Genomic DNA, 19,354 nt, shown 5'->3' on the forward strand with positions numbered 1-19,354 from the left:
AACCAGGACCGGGCGCGGGAAGAACGGTCTTCGCGTGCGAGCATTGGAGGTCCACACAAAACGCGCGGGTCAGCCGCCGCCGAACGTGGCGAGCAGACCGCCGTCGACGGGCACAGTCGCGCCCGTCATGTACGTCGAGCGCGCCACGGCCACGATGACCTCGGCTATCTCGGCCGTCGTCCCGATGCGCCCGGCGGGAATCTTGTCGACGATGCTCCTGCGGGCCCGATCGCTGAGCCCCGCGGTCATGTCGGTGTCCACAAAGCCCGGGACCACGAGGTTCACGCGCACGCCCCGGGGAGCGAGCTCCACGGCGAGCACCTGAGTCAGCCCCGAAAGCCCCGCCTTGGCCGAGCCGTACGCGACGTCGCCGGGAAAGCCACGCAACCCGACGACCGCGCCGACGTTGACGATCGCCGAACCCCGCGCCAGCTTCGGCACCACCGCGCGGCAGACCTCGAACGCGCCGGTGAGGTTCGTGGCGAGCACCTCGTCCCACGCCGATCTCGCCAGCGCATCGATGCGGCGGCCGCGGTGCACGCCGGCGCTGTTGACCACCACGTCGATCGAGCCGAACCGCTCGGTCACGGCCTCCACGCAGCGGCGGATCGAGTCCTCGTCGGTCACGTCGCCCTTGACCTCGAGCACGCGGTTCGGCACCGACGGCGGCGAGGAGCCCGCCGAGCGCGCCAGCGATGCCACGTTGTCACCCGAGGCGGCGACGTGGTCGACGACGGCGCGGCCGATCCCGCGCGAACCGCCGGTGACGAGCCAGGTGGTCATCGGTTCAGGAAGCCGGTGAGCTCGGCGAGGTAGGTGTCGCGGTCCTCCAGGAACGGCGCGTGGCCCGCGTTGGGGAACTCGACAAGCCGCGCGTCGGAGCACAGGTCACGCGCGGCTTCGGCGCCGGAGAACGGCACGAAGCCGTCCTTGCGCCCGTGCAGGAACAGCACGGGAACACCGAGCCCGCCGAGGGTCTTGCGCTGGTCGAGCTCGGCCAGGTCCAGCAGGGACTCGTCGCCGATCGGGCCCATCTCCATGAACATCCCCCACAGCCACGTGAGCGTGTCGGCCGTCGGCGGCTCGGCGCACACGGCTTCGGCGACGCCCTTGAACGTGTTCGCGCGGTCGGCGGCGGCCGCACCGAGTACGCCCTTCACGTCGTCCACCGTGGCACCGTGCGGCCAGTCCGAAGTGGACGTGTAACGCGGAGTGGCACCGCCGGTCAAGACCAGGCCCGAGCAGTTCGATCCCAGCTTCGCCACCGCGTCCACCGCCACCGCGCCGCCGAGCGACCAGCCGTTGACCACGGGTTCGCGCAGGCCGAGGTGCTCCACGAGCCGCGCGACGTCGGAGCCGAGCGCGGAGATCGTGACGTCGGAGAAATCGTTGTCCGAGCGGCCGCACGCGCGCTGGTCCAGCAGCACGACCTCGTTCCCTTCTGTGCGCAACGCGGGCGCGGTCGTGTCCCAGCAGCGCGCGGTCGCGCCCCAGCCGTGGATCAGCACGATCGGGCGGCCCGAGCCCCGGTGGTGCTCGAAGTACACGCGCCGGCCGTCTTCGACCTCTAGGTAGCCCATCGGATCTCGCCTCTCTCCTTGGTGGAACTCAATGGATGGCAGCGACTTCGGCGCGCAACGCTCGCGGCACGACCGGCGGCCGGTCGCGGAAGCGCGGCAGCACGTGCTCGGCGAACAGTTCCAGCGAGTGCAGCACCTTTTCGTGCGCGAGGCCACCGATCCGCATCCAGCAGATGAGGTGCTGCAGCCCGGTTTCCTCGTACAGCGTCTCGATCTCGGCGACGAGCCCCGCCGGGTCGCCCGCGTAGACCACGCCGGCATCGCGCAGCCCGTCGAGCGTCGGCCCGCCCGCTTCCTCCGACGCCGCAACGAGTTCCGCGTAACGCTCGTAGGTGTGCGGCGCCCGCGGCCCGCTCGGGACGAGGTCGAGCACGTGGCGGTAGTACCAGGACAGCGGCTCGGCGACGTTCGCCAGCGCTTCCTCGGTGGTGTCGGCGAGGTGGACCTGCCAGTTCATCGGGAAGTCGAGCGACAGCGGGTCGCGGCCGCTCGTGATGAGCGAACGCTTGATGTCCACCACCAGCCGGTTCAGCTCCGGCAACGTCATCAACGTCGGCGTGACCAGCAGGTTGTAGCCCTGCGCGGCAGCCAGGTGGAAGGTCTCGGGGCTGATCGACGCGACATAGATCGGCGGGGTCGGGCGCTGCACCGGCGTGGGCCGGCAGTCGACCTCGGTCAGGTCGAAGTGCTTGCCGTGGAACGAGAACGGCTCGCCGGCGCGTTTGCTCCACAGACCGCGCACGATCTCCAGCGCCTCGTCGAACACCTCGCGGCTCACGTCCTGGCGGTCACCGACGCCCATGTTGTGGAACTCGCCCGGCTGGTACCCGCGGCCGGCGCCGAAATCGAGGCGGCCGTTCGACAGCACGTCGACCATCGCGTAGTCCTCGGCCACGCGCACAGGCCAGTCGAAGGTGAGGTTGCTGACGGCGATGCCGATGCGCATCCGGCTGGTGCGCTCGGCCACCGCGGCGGCCGCGACCTGCGGCGACGGCATCGAGCCGTAGTCGCTGCCGTGGTGCTCGGCCAGCCACACCTCGTCGAACCCGAGCTGCTCGGCGTACGCGATCTGCGCGAGCATCTCCTCGTACGCGCGGCGGAAGTCGTGGTCGCGGCACTCGAGGACGTAGAAGACACCGAACTTCATCCGGCACCACCCGCGGCCACTTTCGCGCGCAGCACCTTCTTGTCGATCTTGCCGACGCTCGTGCGCGGCAGCTCCGCCACGACGAGCACGCCCTCGGGCAGCCACCAGCGCGGTACGCGGTCACGCAGGTCAGCGAGGATTTTCGCCGGCGTGTCCGCGCGGCCGGGTTCGAGCACGACGAGCGCGTACGGCCGTTCCTGCCAGCGCTCGTGCGGCACCGCGACCACGGCGGCCTCGGCCACAGCGGGGTTGGCCGTGAGCGCCTGCTCCAGTGCCACGGAACTGATCCACTCGCCGCCACTCTTGATCAGGTCCTTGGCGCGATCGACGATCTCCAGGTACCCGTCGGCGTCGATGGTCGCGATGTCGCCGGTGCGCAGCCACCCGTCGGCAAAGCTGTCCGGGTGCTCGTCGCGGAAGTACCGCGCGGCGACCCACGGCCCGCGGATCAGCAACTCACCGCGCGAAACGCCGTCGTGGGGCCGGTCGGTTCCGTCCTCCCCGACGAGCCGCCACCGCAGACCGGGCAGCAGCCGGCCCTGTTTGCGCACGTTGCGGCGCCGGTCGGCCGGATCGGTCGCGGTCGGCAGCGGCCGTGAGAACGTGCCCATCGGCGAGATCTCGGTCATCCCCCAGCCCTGGAACGAGGGGATGCCCAGCGCGTCGAGGGCGCGCAACAGCTCGTCGTCCGGGGGCGAGCCGCCGAGCACGAGCGCCCGCAGGCTGCTCAGGTCGGCGCCGGTCGCGGCGACGTGACGCACGAGGTCGGCCGCGACGGTCGGCACCATGCCGGTGTAGGTCACGCGCTCGGCCTCGACGATTTTCGCGATCTCCGGGGGCACCGGGTGCGGACCGGGCAGCACCTGCTTGGCGCCCGTCATGAGCGCGGCGAACGGGATGCCCCACGCGTTGGCGTGGAACATCGGCACGACGTGGAGTACGGTGTCGCGCTCGCTGATCGCGTGGCCGTCGGCGAGGCAGGCGGCAAAGGTGTGCAGGTACAGCGACCGGTGCGAGTAGCCGACGCCCTTGGGCGGGCCGGTGGTGCCGGAGGTGTAACAGAGCGCGGCGAGATCGTTTTCGTCGACCTGAGGCGGGTTTTGCAGAAGCGGGCCCTCGGCCACGAGGTCCTCGTACGTGAGTGCCCCGGGCGCGAAACCGTCGGTGGCGACGACCAGCATCGCCGGCCGCTCCGCCCGTGCGACCTCCAGCCGGGCCAGCAGCGACAGGTCGACGAACACCACGACGTCCTCGGCGTGGCCCAGCACGTACGCGATCTCCGTCGGCTCGAGCCGCAGGTTCACCGTGTGCAGCACGGCGCCCGCGAGCGGCACGGCGAAGTACAGCTCGAGGTGGCGGTGGTGGTTCCAGGCGAGGGTGGCGACCCGGTCACCGGGCCGCACCCCCAGGCGGACCAGGGCTCCGGCGAGCGCGACGACGCGTTCGTGGAAGTCCCGGTTGGTGTAGCGGTGCGTCTCGGCACCGCCGCCGTACTCCACGATCTCCTGGGCGGGAAAGAACTCCCGCGCGCGGTGCAGGAGGTCGGTGAGCACGAGTGGCTGGGTCACCCCGCCACCCCCGCCTTTTCGGCCAGCCGCTGCCGCACCTGCGGCACGACCTTCGTGGCGAGCAGCTCGATGCGCGCCGAACCGCTGTCCACGGGCTCGCCGGGCAGCTGCGCCCAGAAGTGCACGTCCTTGATCTGCGGCTTGTCCTCCAGCAGCGAGGTCAGTTCGTCGACGGCCGTGGCCACGTCCCACAGCTGGAACGCGCCGCCTGCCACGATCTGGTCCGCGTTCTCGAACTTGGGCACCACGTCGGGCGGGCCGAAGGCGCCCCACTCGATGTAGTTGTTGAGCTGGTACAACGCGTATTGCCCGATCCGCGCCCACTCGCGCTCCGGATCCTCGGCGATCACGGCCCACTGGCCGGCGAAGATCTGACCGTCGGCCGAGGACTTGCCCACACGGTCCAGCGCGTCCAAATAGGACTGCTGGTGCACGTTCTGGGTGCTGAGGAACCCGTCGGAAATGCGGGCCGCGCGCTCGATCGCCGGGTCGGCCATCGCGCCGACAAGCAGCTTCGGGGTGACCTCGGGCTTCGGCGTGATCCGCACCGACGGCAGCGAGAACCGCTTGCCCTCGAACGGTTTCTCCTCACCCGACCAGGCCTGGCGGATCACCGCGACGCTCTCTTCGAGCAGGCTCGGCCGGTGCTTGAGGTTGCGGTCGAACGCCGCGAACTCGGGCGCCCAGTAGCCCTGCCCCAGCCCGAGGTCGAAGCGGCCGCCGGTAAGCAGCGACAGCGTCGCGGCGTCCTCGGCGAGACGCACCGGGTTGTGCAGCGGCGCGATCACGAGGTTCGTGCCGATGCGCATGGTCTTCGTGCGCTCGCCGATCGCCGCGGCCAGCGTGTACGGCGACGGCGTGTAGCCGTCCTCGCAGAAGTGGTGCTCGGTCAGCCAGACCGAGCCGATCCCGACGCTCTCCGCCCACGCGAGCTGGTCCAACGCCTCGCGGTACAGCGTGGAAAAGGGCCGGAACCACCGCTCGGGGTTGCGGAAGTCGTACCAGAGCCCGAAGTTGACGCTTTGCTCGGTCACGCCGTCTCCTTTGTCGACGTAGCTGATGCTTGCCTCCCACCGTGCTCAGCCGGAGAGCGCCAGGCCACCCCCGATCGCGGGTGCCGTTGTGGCTCCCTCCAACGTCACGGCGTCACCCCCGCCGTGTCGAGAGCTTCGTCGAGGAGCGCGGGCACGTCGTGCTCCAGCGCGGCGGCGTAGGCGCTGGTGAGTTCTCCAGTGAGGAACTGCGACCACGCGGCCTCCACGATCGCGGCGAGCTTGAACAGCGCGAGGCACTGGTAGTAGCGGATCTGCGGGAGCTCGCGGCCGACGAGGTGCTCGTAGCGCTGGAGCAGGTGCTCGCGCGGGGGCGCGCCGGGCGCCCGGGAGACGCCCTGGATGGCCGGCATCGCGCTGCCGCGCCCACCCCACAACGCGAGCAGCAACCCCAGGTCGAGCAGCGGATCGCCGATGGTGGCCATCTCCCAGTCGATCACGGCTTTCAGGCGCGGCTCGTGCGCGGAGAACAGGCAGTTGTCGAGGTGGAAGTCGCCGTGCAGCAGCGCGGGTGCACTCGGCTCCGGCTTGTTCTGCTCCAGCCACGCGGCGATCTTCGGCATCGCCCGCAGCGGCCGCCGCGCGATGCCTTCCCACTGCCGGTACCAGCGCTCGACCTGCCGATCGAGGAACCGGTCGGGCCGCCCGAACCCTGCGAGCCCGGCGGCTTGCCAGTCGAGCGTGTGGACGGCGGCGAGCGCGTCGACGACCTCGTCGGCCACCTGCGCAATGTCCTGCGCGGGGTAGGGCAGCGTGTCCGTGATCGACACCGAGCCGGCCACGTGCTCCATCACCAGGAACGGCGCCAGCGTCTGTGCCGGGTCCTCGCACAGCGCCACGGGTTTCGGCGCGAGGACTTTCGTCGGAGCGAGAGCCGTGAGCAGCCGGTGCTCGCGCGCGACACTGTGCGCGGACGCCGACAGCGCGTGGTCGGGCGGGCGGCGCAAGACGTAACTCTTGCCGTGGCCGATCAGCAGGCACGTCTCGTTGGAGTTGCCGCCGGTGAGTTTCCGCAGCTCCCACGGCCCGGGGTCGCCGGTGTGCGCGGTGAGCCAGCCGGCCAGCGGCCGGTCCAGCAGCCGCGTGCTCACTGGGCCGCCGTGAACTCTTCGAGCCGGTCGCGGAACTTCTCCAGCGCCGCGGCGCGCCGCGTCGGAATGTGTTCCGTCGGCACCTTCACCGGCTGGTACTGCTTGAGCAGCCGCCGCGCGACGGTCACCCGGTGCACCTCGTCCGGCCCGTCGTAGATGCGCGCCGCGCGGGCCCAGCGGTACATCTGCTCCAGCGGCATGTCCGTGGAAAAGCCGAGCGAGCCGTGGACCTGGATGGCGCGGTCGATCACGTCGTGCAGCACGGTGGCGCCGTGGTAGGAGATCATCGCGATCTCGGTGCGCGCGGCCTGCGCGCCGACCTGGTCGATCTTCCACGCCGTCTGCAGTGTCAGCAGCCGTGCGGACTCGATCTGCGCGGCGCTGTCGGCGACCCAGTTCTGCACCGTCTGTTTGTCCGCGAGCGGTCCCCCGTGCACGTCAATGCTCACCGCGCGTTCGCACAACATGTCGAACGCCCGCCGGCACACGCCCACCCACCGCATGCAGTGGTGGATCCGCCCGGGCCCGAGCCGCTTCTGCGCCAACGCGAACGCCTCGCCGCGTTCACCCAGCAGGTTCTCCTTCGGCAGGCGGACGCCTTCGTACCCGACCTCGCAGTGCGACCAGATGGCGTTCTTGTGATCCGGGTCGTTCATCAACCCGATCTCGCGCGTCGTGATCCCCCGCGCGGAGGTGGGGACGATCAGCATCGACATCCGGTGGTACGGGTCGGCGTCGGGCTCCGTCACGGCCATCACGATGTGGAAATCCGCCCGCGACGCGTTGCCGACGAACCACTTCGCGCCGTCCAGTACCCACTCGTCACCCTCGAGCCGGGCCGCCGTCGTGAACTGCCGCGGATCGGACCCGGTGCCCTGCTCCGTCATGGAGAACGCGGACAGCAGCTCGCCGTCGAGCAGTGGTCGCATCCAGCGCGTCTTCTGGTCTTCAGTACCCGCGATCGCCAGCAGCTCCGCGTTACCCGAGTCCGGCGCCTGGCACCCGAAGACGTAAGGCGCGTACTCGCTCGTCCCGAGGATCTCGTGCAACAGGCCGAGCTTGAGCTGCCCGTAGCCCTGGCCGCCCAGCTCGGGCCCCAGGTGCGCGGCCCAGAGGCCGTTGTCCTTCACGGCCTGCTGCAACGGCTTCGCGATCCGCCGGAAGCCCGCGTGGTCCAGCCCCAGCACCTCCAGCGGGTAGATCTCGGCGCGCACGAACTCCCGCGCCCAGTCCAGCTTCGCCGCGAACTCCGGTTCCGTGGAGAAATCCCAGGTCATCTGCCGCCCTTCCGGTTCGCCGTACGCCCCTCACGCTAGGAAGGGCGCGCCCGGCGAACCAGCCGCGCGGTGACGGGCCGTTGTGGATTTCCACAGTCCCTGGGCCGTCCGGCGGATCCGGAGGTCACCCGGCCGGGGCCGGTACCTGACGGTGGAGTGGCTCGTCCCGGTGGCCGGGGCACCGCGGCTTTCAAGCCGGTGGCCATGATTCCCGGACAACTTCGCCCTTCGTCCGGGTTCGACGCCGTCCACACCAGCGGCCTGAGCTGCGCGCCGATGCCTCCGGAGCGCGCCGACCGGCTGCGGCTGCCACCGATGGCGCAGTCAACGAAGGCGCCGCGGGCACGCACACCGTGTCGGGCCAACGGCCTCGGCCGAACCGACACGTCCGTCGAGCTGATGGCCGCCCGGGCTCGCGCCGGTGGCCGTGATCAGCGAGGGATGCAACGACGACACCAGCGTCGCGCGCCTGCCCCGGCTGCGCGCACTCGCCGACCGGCTGTGGCTCAAGGTCACGTCGATCGAACAGATTTGCGCCTTCGCGCCCCGCCCGAGGCGGTGCGGTGACGCTCACCGCCACGGTCTTCGACCTCGACGAGACCGTCTTCGACAGCGCCACCACGCTGCCCTGGTCGCACGCCGGAGTCGGCCGTCGCCGAATGCGTCGACGGCATGAGCGCGGCTGTCGGCGGCCGCGGGTTCGGCCTGGTAACCGGCGGCGACGACCTCGCCCACGGCGAACCCGCACCCGACGCGTGCCCGCTCGCTGCGAAGACCGTGGGCCAGCTGCCGCGGCCGGCGAACCCGAGCCGGTGGCCCGGCTCGGCGCTCAGTCGGTGACGAACCACTGGCCGCCGCGGTACTCCAGCGTGACGTCGCCCAGGTCGCTGTCGGTGAACTTCACGGCGGCCCGCACCGCGGCGGCCGGGATCTCGACCTTCGTCGAGCTGTCCTCCGTGACGCGGGCCCGGTCGACGGTCGCGCTCTGCAGCGCCTTCTTCTGCGCCGGGGAGATCATCTGGAACATCACCGGGAACGTCTGCTCGCACGGTCCCCAACCCTCGTCCTGCGCCTTCTTGGCCGCCGGCGCGGCGATCTCGCACGCCGTCGCGAGGTCCTGCTTGCCGACCGCGTGCAGATAGGTCTCGTAGCGCGCGACCGCGCCGGCGGCGGACTTCTCCGAGGTCGCTGGCTTCGACGACGTGGCGGGCGACGACGACGTGGCCGGCTGCGCGGGACTGGAGGCGGGGGCGGACGTGGACGTGGAGCTCGAGCGCCCCGGTGCCGAGCTACTCGGCGAAGCCGGTGCCGCCGAGCCGGCGACGCCGTCCGAGCATCCGGCGATCAGCAGGGCAGCACCCGTGGTCAGGACGACTAGCGCACGAACGGACATGGAGCACCTTTCCCCTCAGTGAGAACCATCGGAGAGTAAGCGACAGCCGCCGAGCAGGTGGGCGAAACCGGAAACCCGATCGAATCATCACTCGGAGGCGGGTTTCACCGGGAGATCTTCCCTGATCCACCCCGCTGAGCAGGAAATTGTGACACATTCGTGTGAACTGACACATCACGCGCATCCACTCGGCTATCGTGCGGCGGTCGAAGCAGTGGACCTTGGGGGAAGGCAGGCGCACATGCGACGAGCTCTGGTCATCGTGGCGTGCTGGGGGACAGCGATCACGGTCGCCGGCTGCGGCGGCACGAACGACGGCACCGCTTCGGCGCCGTCCGGATCGACACCCGCCGCACAGCAACCGACGTCCACCGAGCCCGCGGCCACGACCGCCGATCCGCCGACCGCGTTCGACGCGGGCGCCGGCGTCGGCCTGCCTGCCGAGGCATTGCGCGCCAACGTGGCCGGCAGCGTCGTGTCGACGTTCACGACCTTGCGCGACCGCACCGCCTACATCATCAAGCCGACCGCGCTCAACGCGGTGGACGTGCTGACGGGCCGCCAGAAGTGGACCGTCCCGGTCGCCGGCAAACCCGGCGACCCGTACAACCAGAGCGGCCCGTTCGTGAACGAGACCGGACCGCGCCCACCGGCGGTCGGCGACAAGCTCGCGGTCGGCGCCGTTCCGGTCCTCATGCCGGAACAAGGCACCACACCGTCCTACATCACGCTGTCGGTGCTCGCCGCGGACAAGCAGTCCGGCACCAAGGCTTGGCAGGCGGACATCAAGGTGTCCGACGATCAGTACGCCGACGCCGGCAACGCCGTCACGCAGGTCGTCGCCGTCACCGACAAGGCCGTGGTCGCGAGCTACAGCCAGGACGAAGACCACGTGACGGCCGCGCTCGACCCGGCCACCGGCAAGACCCTGTGGCAGCGCAAGGACTACGTGGCCGGCAGCCTCCACGGCGACGTCCTCGTCGGCACCGACTTCAACGTGCCCGAGAACTCCTCGATGACCCAGGCCACCGCACTCGACCTGGTCACCGGAGAGCAGAAGTGGATCGGCGCGCGCGAGTCCTACGGGCTCACGATGGTCCAGGCGGATCCGGCGCTCGTCGTGGCCAACCGCACCGACTACGGCAGCGGACATCCCTTCCTGCTGTTCCTCGACCCCGCCACCGGCGCCGAGAAGGCCAAGATCGAAGGCGCGCACGGCTTCGGCTCCCAGGCCTACGGCGACTGCCTCTACGACCAGCAGTCCGTCCTGACGTGCGAGGAAGACGGCGTGCTCACCGGCTACGACGCCAAGACCGCCGCCAAGCTGTGGAGCCTGCCGGACCAGGCCGCCAACCGCGTCGCGCCCAGCGTCACCGTCGCCTGGCACGGTGCGTTGTACGGCAAAACCCAGGGCGGCCAGCCGATCGTGCTGGACGCCAAGACCGGTAAGGACCTGTCCACCGACCACGTCGGTGCCGCGCCCGTCCTGGTCAGCGCGTACGCCGGCATCGCCGCCGATGAGGACGGCGCACCCAAGGCCTACCCGGTCAAGAAGTGATCGGCGCGACCTTCGCGGTGGGCTAGTCCTCAGGTGCCAGTTGCAGCAGTTCCCGCGCCAGAGCGTCGTTCTGGCGGAACATGATCGCGTTCGTGCGGGGGCGCGTGAAGGCTCCCGGCGAGCGGATGCTCGTGTGCACACCCATGGCGAAGCGGCGCGGATGCGCGGTGCCCGCGGCGTCGAGCAGGCGGGAGTCCGTGATGCGCGTGGCGATGCGGCCCGAGGGCTGGTCGTCGCCGAGGGCGTCGGGGACGGTTTCCTCGGTCAGGGTCCCGGTGTCGCGCATCTGGCGGAGCAGCGTGTCGAACGCGCGTGGCACGCTCGCTTCCGGCAGGCGCGCCTCGATCAGCGTCCGAGCGCGCACCACGTCGGGAAAGCTCGAACTCGACGCGGCGAATTCCCCGGCGTTTTCATCCGCCGTCACCAGCAAATCCGCGCCCAGGAACGAAACCAGCCCGGCGTCGGCGAGAGCCAGCAATTCCTCCAGCCGACGCGGTGGCGGGCCACTCGCGTAGGACGAAAAGAACCCGCGGAACCACCCGTCCATATCGGCGACCTGCGACGCCGCCGAAAGCCGGCCCGTCATCAACAGCGCCGGAAGCTGCCCGACCACGGACAACAACGCCATGAACGCGCCGAGATCGGCACTGAACCGCTGGTCCGCGCGGCGCGCGAGGTCCGCTTCCACGTACTCCCGGACAGCCTTTCCGAATTCATCCACGGACTCGAAGTGCTCGCCGCCGAAAGGCCGGTCCAGCCGTTCCAGGTCAAGCCGATCCTCTTCGGCAGGAACCGCGGAAACAACAAGGGATTCCATTTCGGACGTTCCCCACGCCAGATCCGCGAACCGGTCCGCGAAAACCGCGAAGTCCATCAGTACCCGATCCGGGTGTCCTGTGAAGAGCTCCGTGTAATACGCCCACGCCAGCTCCTTCGCGATCAACGGCCACACGTCGGCGCGGAAGTCGATCGGCCCCGGCCGAGCGCACAGCGCCTCGATCGCGTAGGAATCGAAGAACCTGGGCAACTGCAACGGTTTCCCGCGCAACCGGTATCCCGTCTTCGCGTGGTAGGGCACCCCGCGCCGCGAGCCGACGTGCAGCACGGGCTCGGCGCCGCCCGGGTGGTAGCGCAGGCCACCGCCCGGCCGGTCCTCGAAGCGGCCGCCGCGGCCCTCCGTGAGCAGGAGCATGAGGTCGACGAACGCGAGCCCGAACCCGCGCACGAGCACGGGCTCGCCGGCCGGCACGCCCGAATAGTCGACGTCGGCGGTGTAGCCCGCGGGGTAGTACGCCAGGTGGTGCCGCTGGGCAAAGGCCGCCAGCGCGCTCTCGCCCTCGTCCGGCGTCGCGTCGAGGTGGCCGACAGTCAGGAGCACGGCGTCGGCGGTCAGCTCGGAGCCATCGGCCAAGCGCACGCGCTGCGGCGGCCCGTCCTCGATCGCGACGGCCGAGCTCGCGTGCTCCACCACCTCGATCCCCGGCGGCAGCTCGGCGAGCACCTTCTCGTAGAACCACCGCAGGTACAGGCTCTGCAGCCGCCGCGTCGGGAAGTCCGTGCCGGCGAGCGCGTCGAACTCCGCACGCAGGTCGTCGGGCACGGGAAAGGACAAGGAACCCGCACGCACCTCGCGGGCCCATTCGATGAGCGACGGCCCGGGCGCAACCGGTCCCGCCATGCGCACCGAGTCGTCCGTGTACATCGTGACGTCCTCGGGCATGGAATTCATGCGCAGCAGCGGCGACTGCTCGTAGCGCCACACGCGGCCCGGCCCCACGGGGAACGGGTCGATCAGGTGCACCACGAACCGCCGGTCGCCGAGCAGTTCGGGTGCGTTGGCGCAGAGCCGCTCCAGGACACCGACCCCGCGAGGTCCGGCGCCCACGACGGCGAGCGCGAATGTCGGGTGATCGGCCACGGACTCGAAGCTACGCCGCAAAACGCCCACAAAGTGGTGCTCCCACAGTGCGGACACCGGTGCGACTGCACTACGCGGTCCGGCATCCGGGCGAGTGTGGCGCAGGCCACAGCACGCTACCCTCGTGATCTTGACGGTGCTCGGCGCTATGGTCTGGACACTCGGAGAACTGTCCGTGACCTGTTGGATACCGGCGAAAGAACCTAGAGATTCACCAACAGCCACGGGACACTGACCTTGGCGACTCACGTTTTGTGATTGGCTCGTGACCAAGAGGTCCTAAGGTCACCGCCTGATCACCGTGCGGCACCGTCCGCACACGAATGTCGGGGAGAAGCACGCATGACGGCAGCACCGGGACGGGTGACGTTCCGCGAGGTCTTCGGGGTCGCCGAGTTCCGCGCGATGTGGTTCGGCGAGCTGCTGTCGATCGCCGGTGATCAGCTGGCCCGCGTCGCGCTGTCCGTGCTCGTCTACGCCACCACGCAGTCGGCCACGCTCACCGGCCTCACCTACGCGCTGACGTTCTTCCCGTCCCTGCTCGGCGGCATCTTCCTCACCGGCATCGCCGACCGCTTCTCCCGGCGCACGGTGATGGTGGTGGTCGACTCCGCGCGGGCCGCGCTGATCCTGCTGGTGGCCATTCCCGGGCTGCCGTTCTGGGTCCTGTGCGTGCTCGTCGGCTGCGTCTCGCTGCTGAACCCGCCGTTCAAGGCGTCCCAGCTGGCCCTCCTGCCGCAGGTGCTCGAAGGCGACCGGTTCGTGGTCGGCATGGGCATCCGCAGCATGACGGTGCAGTCGGCGCAGCTGCTCGGCTTCGCGGGCGGTGGCGCGCTGCTGCTGGCGCTCGACCCGAGACTGGCACTGGTCCTCGACGCCGGCACGTTCGTGCTCTCGGCCCTGTTCATCCGCTTCGGTGTGAAGGCACGCCCGGCGGCCGCGACCGGGGAGAAGCGCAAGCCATTCCTCGCGTCGTTGAGCGCGGGCGGCAAGGTCGGCTTCGCGACCTCTGCGCTGCGTTCGCTGATGCTGTTCACCTGGCTCGCCGGCCTGATGCCCGTGTACGAGGGCATCGCGGCGCCGTACGTCGCGTCGTCCGGCGGCGGCCCCGAGGTGATCGGCCTGCTGCTGGCCGCCGACCCGGTGGGCAGCGTGATCTTCACCTTCGTCTACACGCGCTGGGTGCCCGCCGACGTGCGGCCGAAGCTGATCGGGCCGATGACGGCGCTCGCCGCGATCCCGCTCTTGCTCTGCTTCCTGCAGCCAGGGCCGGTCGTGTCGATCATCTTGTTCGTGATCTCCGGCGGATTCGGCACGATCGCACTGCTGCAGGCCACGGCCTCGCTCACCGTCGCGGTGCCGGACGAGACCCGGGCGCAGACGATGGGCCTGTCCAACACGGGCCTGACGACCACGATGGGCGTGGTTCCCCTGATCGGCGGAGTGATCGCCGACCACCTGACCGCCCAGACGACTGTCGGAATCTTCGGGTTGGTCGGACTCTTGATTACGATTCCGCTAACGATCATGTGGCAGCGGACGTTCGCCGGCCGGACGAGCGAGGGTACGGCGAAGGAAGCCACACGCGCCGAGCATGCCTGACATGCTCCGCGCGTGGGCTTTGACCTGCGCGACCTTGCGGTGCTGCTACGCGGTCACTGATCTTTGCTGCGCATAGCTGGTCACCCTTCATCCGGCGTGTTCGGGAAAAAGGTACACACCTAAGGCCCTTGTGGACAGGCGGCAAACGGCCCGAAACTGTGCGTGAGGAGATTGTCACCGGACATTCGCGCAAGGGTTTGGGGGAAAAATGGTCACATCGGGGGAACGGTCTGGGCAGGGCGCGGTCGCTGCGATCAAGGGGTGGGCGCTGTGGTCGCGGCCGCGACGGTGGATCGCCGTCACGCTGACGAGCATGGTCGTCGCCGTGGTCCTGGCGGTCGTGAGCAGCCTGCTGGTCCCGGTCACCGCAGGTCAGCTGGAGCTGTTCGCGCTGATCACCGGCCTGGCCGTCGCCCAGACCGAGATCACCCGGCAGATCGAGCGCCAGCGCCGGATGCTCAGCCGTGGCCCGCACATCAACGTGACCTCCGTCTGGCTGCTGCCGGCCGCGCTGCTGGTGCCGCCGCAGCTCGTGGCCGGGCTGGCCGTCCTGCTCTACGTCTACCTCGCGTTCCGCAGCTGGAACGGCACCCGTCCGGGTGAGGCCCACCGCGTCGCGGCGAACGCGACGACGATGATCCTGTCCGGTTTCGGCGCCGCGCTCGCCGGTCACCTCGCGGGCAGCCACGGTGTCACGATGGTCGCCGCCGCCGCGCTCGGCTACTTCGCCGTGAACACCGGGCTGACCGGCCTCGGCCTGTACCTCGCCGACCCGGCGAAGGCGACCCCCGCGTCGTGCCTCGGCACCATGGACGACAACCTCCTCGAGGCGTCGATCCTGTGCGTCGGCGGTCTGCTGACCATGGTGCTCACCAATGAGCCGCTGCTGTCGGCGCTGGTGATCCTGCCCCTGTACGTGCTGCAGCGCTCGGTGCTGATCAAGCGCCTCGAAGAGCTCGCGACCACGGACCAGAAGACGCAGCTGCTCAACGCCACCACCTGGCAGGACGGCGCGCAGCGCGAGATTTCCCGCGCCGAGCGCGAGAACGGCAGCTTTGGCGCGCTGATGATCGACCTCGACCACTTCAAGTCCATCAACGACACCTTCGGCCACCTCGCGGGCGACGACGTGCTCAAGGCGGTCGCCGCCGTCGTCAAGCAGGAGACCCGCGCCCACGACCTGGTCGGCCGCTTCGGCGGCGAGGAGTTCGTGGCCCTACTGCCCTCGACGTCGAAGGAAGACGCGATCGTGACGGCGGAACGCATCCGCCGGCGCATCAGCGAGCTCGTGATCCCGACGCACACCAACGAAGGCGCGGCCGTCGAGATCTCCCAGCGCACGGCGTCGATCGGCGTCGCGTCGTTCCCCATGGACGGCACGAGCGTCGACGAGGTCATGGCTTCCGCCGACGCCGCCGTGTACGCGGCGAAGCACGGCGGCCGCAACCGGGTGATCGGCGCGGTTTCCTCGCCGGCCCGGGAGCTCGCGGCCGTCGCGTAAGTTCTGCGCGGGATCCGGCCGGCTTCCTCCCCCGAGCTTCGGCCGGACCTACCGCAGCCTTTCGATCACATCCGCCGCCTGGGTCTGCAGCCTCAGCACCCCACCGACGGTGAACTCCGTGAGCAGGTCCACCAACGCGTCCTGGGCCGGCGGGTCACCTTCCCAGGACACTTGGACCAACGCCTCGGTCATCGCGAAGTACAACGTCACCAGCGCTTTGTCGGCGCGCCCCGAGTCCACCCCGTACGCCGCCCACCGTTTGCGGCTCGCCTCCGCGTAGATCACGGCCAGCCGCTCCCGCAGCCGCGTCAGCGCCGGATTCCCCGCCCGCTCGGCCTCTCTGAGCACGGGAAACGAGTGTGGGTCGTCCTCGACGAACCGGAACATGTTCGCGTAGTTCGCCCGCGCCCACGCCCGCAGATCCGGCTCCGACGCATCCCGCGCCGGCGCCCCGATCGCCGCGAACGCCCGCTCCTCAGCATCGGCGACCACCTCGGCGAACAGGTTCTTCCGCTCCCCGAACTGCTCGTAGACGGACTGCCGCGACACCCCCGCGGCCCGCGCGATCTCCTCGATCGTCGCCGCCTCGAAGCCATGCCGCGCCACGGCCTCCGTGGCCGCCCGCACGACCCTGCCGCGCTGCTCCGCCACGGGCAGCTTCCGCGGCCTCCCACGCGGCGCGGGGCTCGACATCAACGGAGGTGGCGAACGAACGCCTGCCAAGCCGAGGCGGGATAGCTGTGGCCAGGCAGCGCCGGGGCTTTCGAGTCACGCACGAGAACGGTGGCGCGATCGAGCGCGACCTCGACGCAGGCGCCTTCCTTGTCGCTGTAGCTACTCTTGCGCCACCTGGTCTCCGCCACGTTCCTCGATCTCCTCCGCAAGCCGGGTAGCCAGCGCGGCGGAATCGGCCGCGTTGAGTGCGACCTTGCGGATCCCCTCGATAGCCGCGCGGTACTGCCGCACATCGTAGTCATCGGCCACGAAGGCACCTGAGCTCAAATGCTCGAAGTAGACCACCGGTCGCGAGTCCCGGATGTTGTAGAGGATGAACCGCCCGGCGAGACCGGGGTGCCAGCCGATGCCCGACGGCACCACTCGGATGGTGATCGTCGGGCGTGCGGACAAGCTCGCGAGCGAGCGCAGTTGCCCGGCCATGGTGGCCGCAGTGCCGACTGTGTCCCGCAGGGCGGCTTCGCCGACCAGCGCCTCGAACGGCAGCGGGTCGGCGCCGACAATGAGCTTCCGCCGCTCCAGCCGCACCGCAATACGCCGCTCGACTTCGGCGGCCGCCAGCCCAGTCGACTCGAGCAGCGCCCGCGCGTAGCCAGCGGTCTGGAGAAGTCCCGGAATGCCGAGCGGCGACCACTCGACCATCGCCTTCGCGGCTTGCTCGCACGCCACCAGGCAATGCAGCTGGTTCGGTGTTCCGGGGCGGCCGTAGGCGATCCATCCTTCTTCGGCGGATCCGTGAGCCAAGTTGAGAATCCGCTGCTTCTCGTCTCCGACAACCCCGAGCGCGCCCAGCACCCCGGACACATCTTCGGCTGTCGGCACCCGCGACCCCAGCTCCCAATGCACCACCAGCGACGGGCTCACCCCGATCCGCCGGGCCAGCTCACGAACGCCGTAATGCGCACCGACCCGCGCCGCACGAAGGGACGCACCCAGGGTGCGGATCCTCGGCGTCAGCATGGCGGTGGTTTTCATTCAGTGAACGTAAAGTGTCCACAACTGGGGACACTGACGTTCACGCCGGAGATCACCCGAAGGAACGCCGCGAAGGGCTCCGCGCGCGATGACGGAGCCGCGAAAGCCCTTCGCAGCACGGTTATGTCAAGCCGCTTACTTCAACCCCGTCGCCTCTCCCGCAGCCGGGTCGGAGTCGTTGAGGAAGGTCTTCACGCGGTCGTACTCGTCGGTCTCGCCGATGCGGCCGGCGGCGATCCCGAGGGCGGCCAAGGCGCGCAGGAAACCCTGGTTGGGGCGGTGCGACCACGGCACCGGGCCGAAGCCCTTCCAGCCGGCGCGGCGGAGCTGGTCGAGACCGCGGTGGTAGCCCGTGCGGGCGTAGGCGTAGGCCGCGACGGTTTCGCCGTCGGACAGGGCCTTCTCGGCGAGGGCGGCCCAAGCCGCGCTGAAGTCGGGGTGTTCAGCGGCGACGGCCGACGGGTCGGTGCCCGCGTCCAGGGCGGCCTGGGCGGCAGTGTGCTCGGGCAGCAGCGTCGGCTCGGGGCCAAGGAGGTTGTGCGTCATGCCGACATTCTGCCGCGCGCTCAGAGGAACAGGCTCGTCAGCACTCCTCCGCCGGCCAGCACGAGGGCGGCGACGACGACAGCGGCGACAACGCGTTTCGGCATCATGGCGCGACACCCTGCCGTGAAAAAGACCGCCGGGGCAAATCCGCCACCCGTAGGGGTGAACCCCGGTTTTCGAGCGGTTTGCCACCTTCCGCACCACCGCTGCCCGCGCGCCGGGAATGATGTCGACCATGACGCAGGTAGACGTGATCCCGCGGAGCCCGGTCGGGAAGACCCGGCTGTTCTTCCAGCGGCACTGGCACCGCGGGGCGCCCGGCCGGCCGACGCCCGCGTGGGTGCTGCGGTTCTGCTACGGGATGTGGCTGGCGGCCTTCGCGTTCAAGCTCGTGGGCTCGTCGTGGGACATGTCGTGGCATTTCAAGTGGCTGCGCGACGACCTGGCGCCCCCGCACCTGATCAACACCGTCGGCACGGTGATCATCATCGTGCTCGTCGCGATCCACAGCTACACGGGACTGGCCTGCGACAAACCGTCACTGCGGCTGATGCAGACGGGGCTCGTGGTGTTCCTGGTCGCGGCGCCGCTGGACGTGATCAACCACCGCGTGAACGGCCTCGACCTCACCGCGTGGAGTCCGTCGCACATGATGCTGTACCTCGGCACCGGCATCATGCAGGCCGGCGTCCTGCTGGGCTGGGTGCGCCTCGCGCCGCCGGGCCGCTTCCGGACGGGCGTGCTGCTGGCGCTGTGGGCGTTCTTCCTGGAGAACACGTTCTTCCCCAACGGCCAGCAGGAGTACGGCATTCTCGGCCTGCGCGCGTGGGAGCGCGGGGCGCCGGAAGCGGAGCCGTCGCTGCTGAGCTTCGCCGCGAACCAGATCGGGCATCCCGTGGACCGGACGGCGATCTTGCACTTCACAATGCCCATCCCGGAGTGGGTTTATCCGCTGTGGGGGATCGCGGTGACGGCGTTGATCCTGGCTCTGGCGCGCCACACCCTGGGGTACCGCTGGGCGGGGCTGTCCGTAGCCAGTGCTTATGTGGCCTATCGGTGTGTGATGTGGCCATTGCTGCTGGGGCTGGGTTTCCCGGTGTCGACGGTGCCGTTCTACCTGCTGGCCGTCGGGTTGGCGGTGGATCTGGCGTTCGCGATCGGCGCTGGTCACCGCGTCGCAACGGCCGCGATCGGGGCGCTGCTGGTGGCGGCGTTCGGGTACGGGGCGCTGTGGGTCCAGTCGCAGTTCCGGGTGTGGTTCCTCGGTGACGCGCACACGGCGTCTGCGCCGCCGGTGGCGTACTGGACGGTGGCGGTGGCTTTGCTCGGCGTCTTCGTCCTGTGGGCGGGCGCCGGGCCGGTCGCGCGCAAGGTTACGGCAAAGGCGGACTCGTAGCACAGCGGGCTACAC

Annotated in this window: 18 protein-coding genes; 5 read left to right on the plus strand and 13 right to left on the minus strand. The window is 69.9% G+C overall.

What is annotated here, in order from left to right:
- Positions 1–69: 69 nt before the first annotated feature.
- The 7 genes from AB0F91_RS15525 to AB0F91_RS15555 form a co-directional block, all read right to left on the minus strand.
- A complete protein-coding gene (locus AB0F91_RS15525) occupies positions 70–783 on the minus strand; it encodes an SDR family oxidoreductase (RefSeq protein WP_360598080.1) in 714 nt (237 codons plus the stop codon).
- A complete protein-coding gene (locus AB0F91_RS15530; RefSeq protein ID WP_360598082.1) occupies positions 780–1,580 on the minus strand; it encodes an alpha/beta hydrolase in 801 nt (266 codons plus the stop codon). The genes AB0F91_RS15525 and AB0F91_RS15530 overlap by 4 nt, the downstream gene beginning before the upstream one ends.
- A gap of 28 nt (positions 1,581–1,608) precedes the next feature.
- On the minus strand, positions 1,609–2,727 hold the full coding sequence (locus AB0F91_RS15535) for an LLM class flavin-dependent oxidoreductase (RefSeq protein ID WP_360598084.1): 1,119 nt from the start codon (positions 2,725–2,727) through the stop codon (positions 1,609–1,611).
- The gene (locus AB0F91_RS15540; RefSeq protein WP_360598086.1) at positions 2,724–4,295 is read right to left on the minus strand and encodes a long-chain fatty acid--CoA ligase; all 1,572 of its coding nucleotides are present in this window, start codon (positions 4,293–4,295) and stop codon (positions 2,724–2,726) included. Before AB0F91_RS15540 ends, AB0F91_RS15535 begins: the two co-directional genes overlap by 4 nt.
- Complete coding sequence (locus AB0F91_RS15545; protein WP_360598087.1) at positions 4,292–5,329, minus strand: LLM class flavin-dependent oxidoreductase; 1,038 nt, start codon at positions 5,327–5,329, stop codon at positions 4,292–4,294. The genes AB0F91_RS15540 and AB0F91_RS15545 overlap by 4 nt, the downstream gene beginning before the upstream one ends.
- Before the next feature lie 104 nt (positions 5,330–5,433).
- Complete coding sequence (locus AB0F91_RS15550; protein ID WP_360598088.1) at positions 5,434–6,438, minus strand: phosphotransferase family protein; 1,005 nt, start codon at positions 6,436–6,438, stop codon at positions 5,434–5,436.
- On the minus strand, positions 6,435–7,715 hold the full coding sequence (locus tag AB0F91_RS15555; RefSeq protein WP_360598090.1) for an acyl-CoA dehydrogenase family protein: 1,281 nt from the start codon (positions 7,713–7,715) through the stop codon (positions 6,435–6,437). The genes AB0F91_RS15550 and AB0F91_RS15555 overlap by 4 nt, the downstream gene beginning before the upstream one ends.
- Before the next feature lie 672 nt (positions 7,716–8,387).
- On the opposite strand from AB0F91_RS15555, the gene AB0F91_RS15560 reads away from it, so the two are divergent.
- Positions 8,388–8,555 carry a hypothetical protein gene (locus AB0F91_RS15560; protein WP_360598092.1) on the plus strand — a complete coding sequence of 56 codons (168 nt, stop codon included), beginning with the start codon at positions 8,388–8,390 and terminating at the stop codon, positions 8,553–8,555.
- On the opposite strand, the gene AB0F91_RS15565 is transcribed toward AB0F91_RS15560, so the two are convergent.
- The gene (locus AB0F91_RS15565; RefSeq protein ID WP_360598093.1) at positions 8,545–9,108 is read right to left on the minus strand and encodes a hypothetical protein; all 564 of its coding nucleotides are present in this window, start codon (positions 9,106–9,108) and stop codon (positions 8,545–8,547) included. The two genes, AB0F91_RS15560 and AB0F91_RS15565, sit on opposite strands and share 11 nt — an antisense overlap.
- A 241-nt stretch (positions 9,109–9,349) precedes the next feature.
- Between AB0F91_RS15565 and AB0F91_RS15570 the strand changes: the two genes are divergently transcribed.
- Complete coding sequence (locus AB0F91_RS15570) at positions 9,350–10,666, plus strand: PQQ-binding-like beta-propeller repeat protein (RefSeq protein ID WP_360598095.1); 1,317 nt, start codon at positions 9,350–9,352, stop codon at positions 10,664–10,666.
- A gap of 22 nt (positions 10,667–10,688) precedes the next feature.
- Here AB0F91_RS15570 and AB0F91_RS15575 read toward each other — a convergent pair whose 3' ends face one another.
- On the minus strand, positions 10,689–12,584 hold the full coding sequence (locus AB0F91_RS15575) for an FAD/NAD(P)-binding protein (RefSeq protein ID WP_360598097.1): 1,896 nt from the start codon (positions 12,582–12,584) through the stop codon (positions 10,689–10,691).
- A 342-nt stretch (positions 12,585–12,926) separates the two neighbouring features.
- Between AB0F91_RS15575 and AB0F91_RS15580 the strand changes: the two genes are divergently transcribed.
- Together AB0F91_RS15580 and AB0F91_RS15585 are read left to right on the plus strand one after the other, a co-directional pair.
- Positions 12,927–14,186, plus strand: a complete 1,260-nt coding sequence (locus AB0F91_RS15580) for an MFS transporter (RefSeq protein WP_360598098.1) — start codon at positions 12,927–12,929, stop codon at positions 14,184–14,186.
- A gap of 313 nt (positions 14,187–14,499) precedes the next feature.
- Positions 14,500–15,687 carry a diguanylate cyclase gene (locus AB0F91_RS15585; RefSeq protein WP_360598100.1) on the plus strand — a complete coding sequence of 396 codons (1,188 nt, stop codon included), beginning with the start codon at positions 14,500–14,502 and terminating at the stop codon, positions 15,685–15,687.
- Between the two features lie 48 nt (positions 15,688–15,735).
- Here AB0F91_RS15585 and AB0F91_RS15590 read toward each other — a convergent pair whose 3' ends face one another.
- The 4 genes from AB0F91_RS15590 to AB0F91_RS15605 all read right to left on the minus strand — a co-directional run bounded on the left by AB0F91_RS15590 (position 15,736) and on the right by AB0F91_RS15605 (position 17,943).
- Positions 15,736–16,380: a TetR/AcrR family transcriptional regulator gene (locus AB0F91_RS15590; protein WP_360598102.1), complete on the minus strand. Its 645-nt coding sequence runs from the start codon at positions 16,378–16,380 to the stop codon at positions 15,736–15,738.
- Entirely contained in the window at positions 16,380–16,550 is a 171-nt protein-coding gene (locus AB0F91_RS15595) for a DUF397 domain-containing protein (protein ID WP_360598104.1), read from the minus strand. The genes AB0F91_RS15590 and AB0F91_RS15595 overlap by 1 nt, the downstream gene beginning before the upstream one ends.
- Positions 16,522–17,397 (minus strand): helix-turn-helix transcriptional regulator, encoded by an 876-nt coding sequence (locus AB0F91_RS15600; protein ID WP_360598106.1) that lies wholly within the window; start codon positions 17,395–17,397, stop codon positions 16,522–16,524. The genes AB0F91_RS15595 and AB0F91_RS15600 overlap by 29 nt, the downstream gene beginning before the upstream one ends.
- A gap of 135 nt (positions 17,398–17,532) precedes the next feature.
- Entirely contained in the window at positions 17,533–17,943 is a 411-nt protein-coding gene (locus AB0F91_RS15605) for a DUF3151 domain-containing protein (RefSeq protein WP_360598107.1), read from the minus strand.
- 223 nt (positions 17,944–18,166) lie between these two features.
- Here AB0F91_RS15605 and AB0F91_RS15610 point away from each other — a divergent pair, with 223 nt between their 5' ends.
- Complete coding sequence (locus AB0F91_RS15610) at positions 18,167–19,339, plus strand: hypothetical protein (protein WP_360598109.1); 1,173 nt, start codon at positions 18,167–18,169, stop codon at positions 19,337–19,339.
- Positions 19,340–19,354 lie beyond the last annotated feature (15 nt).

Origin of the sequence: Amycolatopsis sp. NPDC023774 (genome assembly GCF_040639695.1) — a bacterium.
Taxonomy (GTDB): domain Bacteria; phylum Actinomycetota; class Actinomycetes; order Mycobacteriales; family Pseudonocardiaceae; genus Amycolatopsis.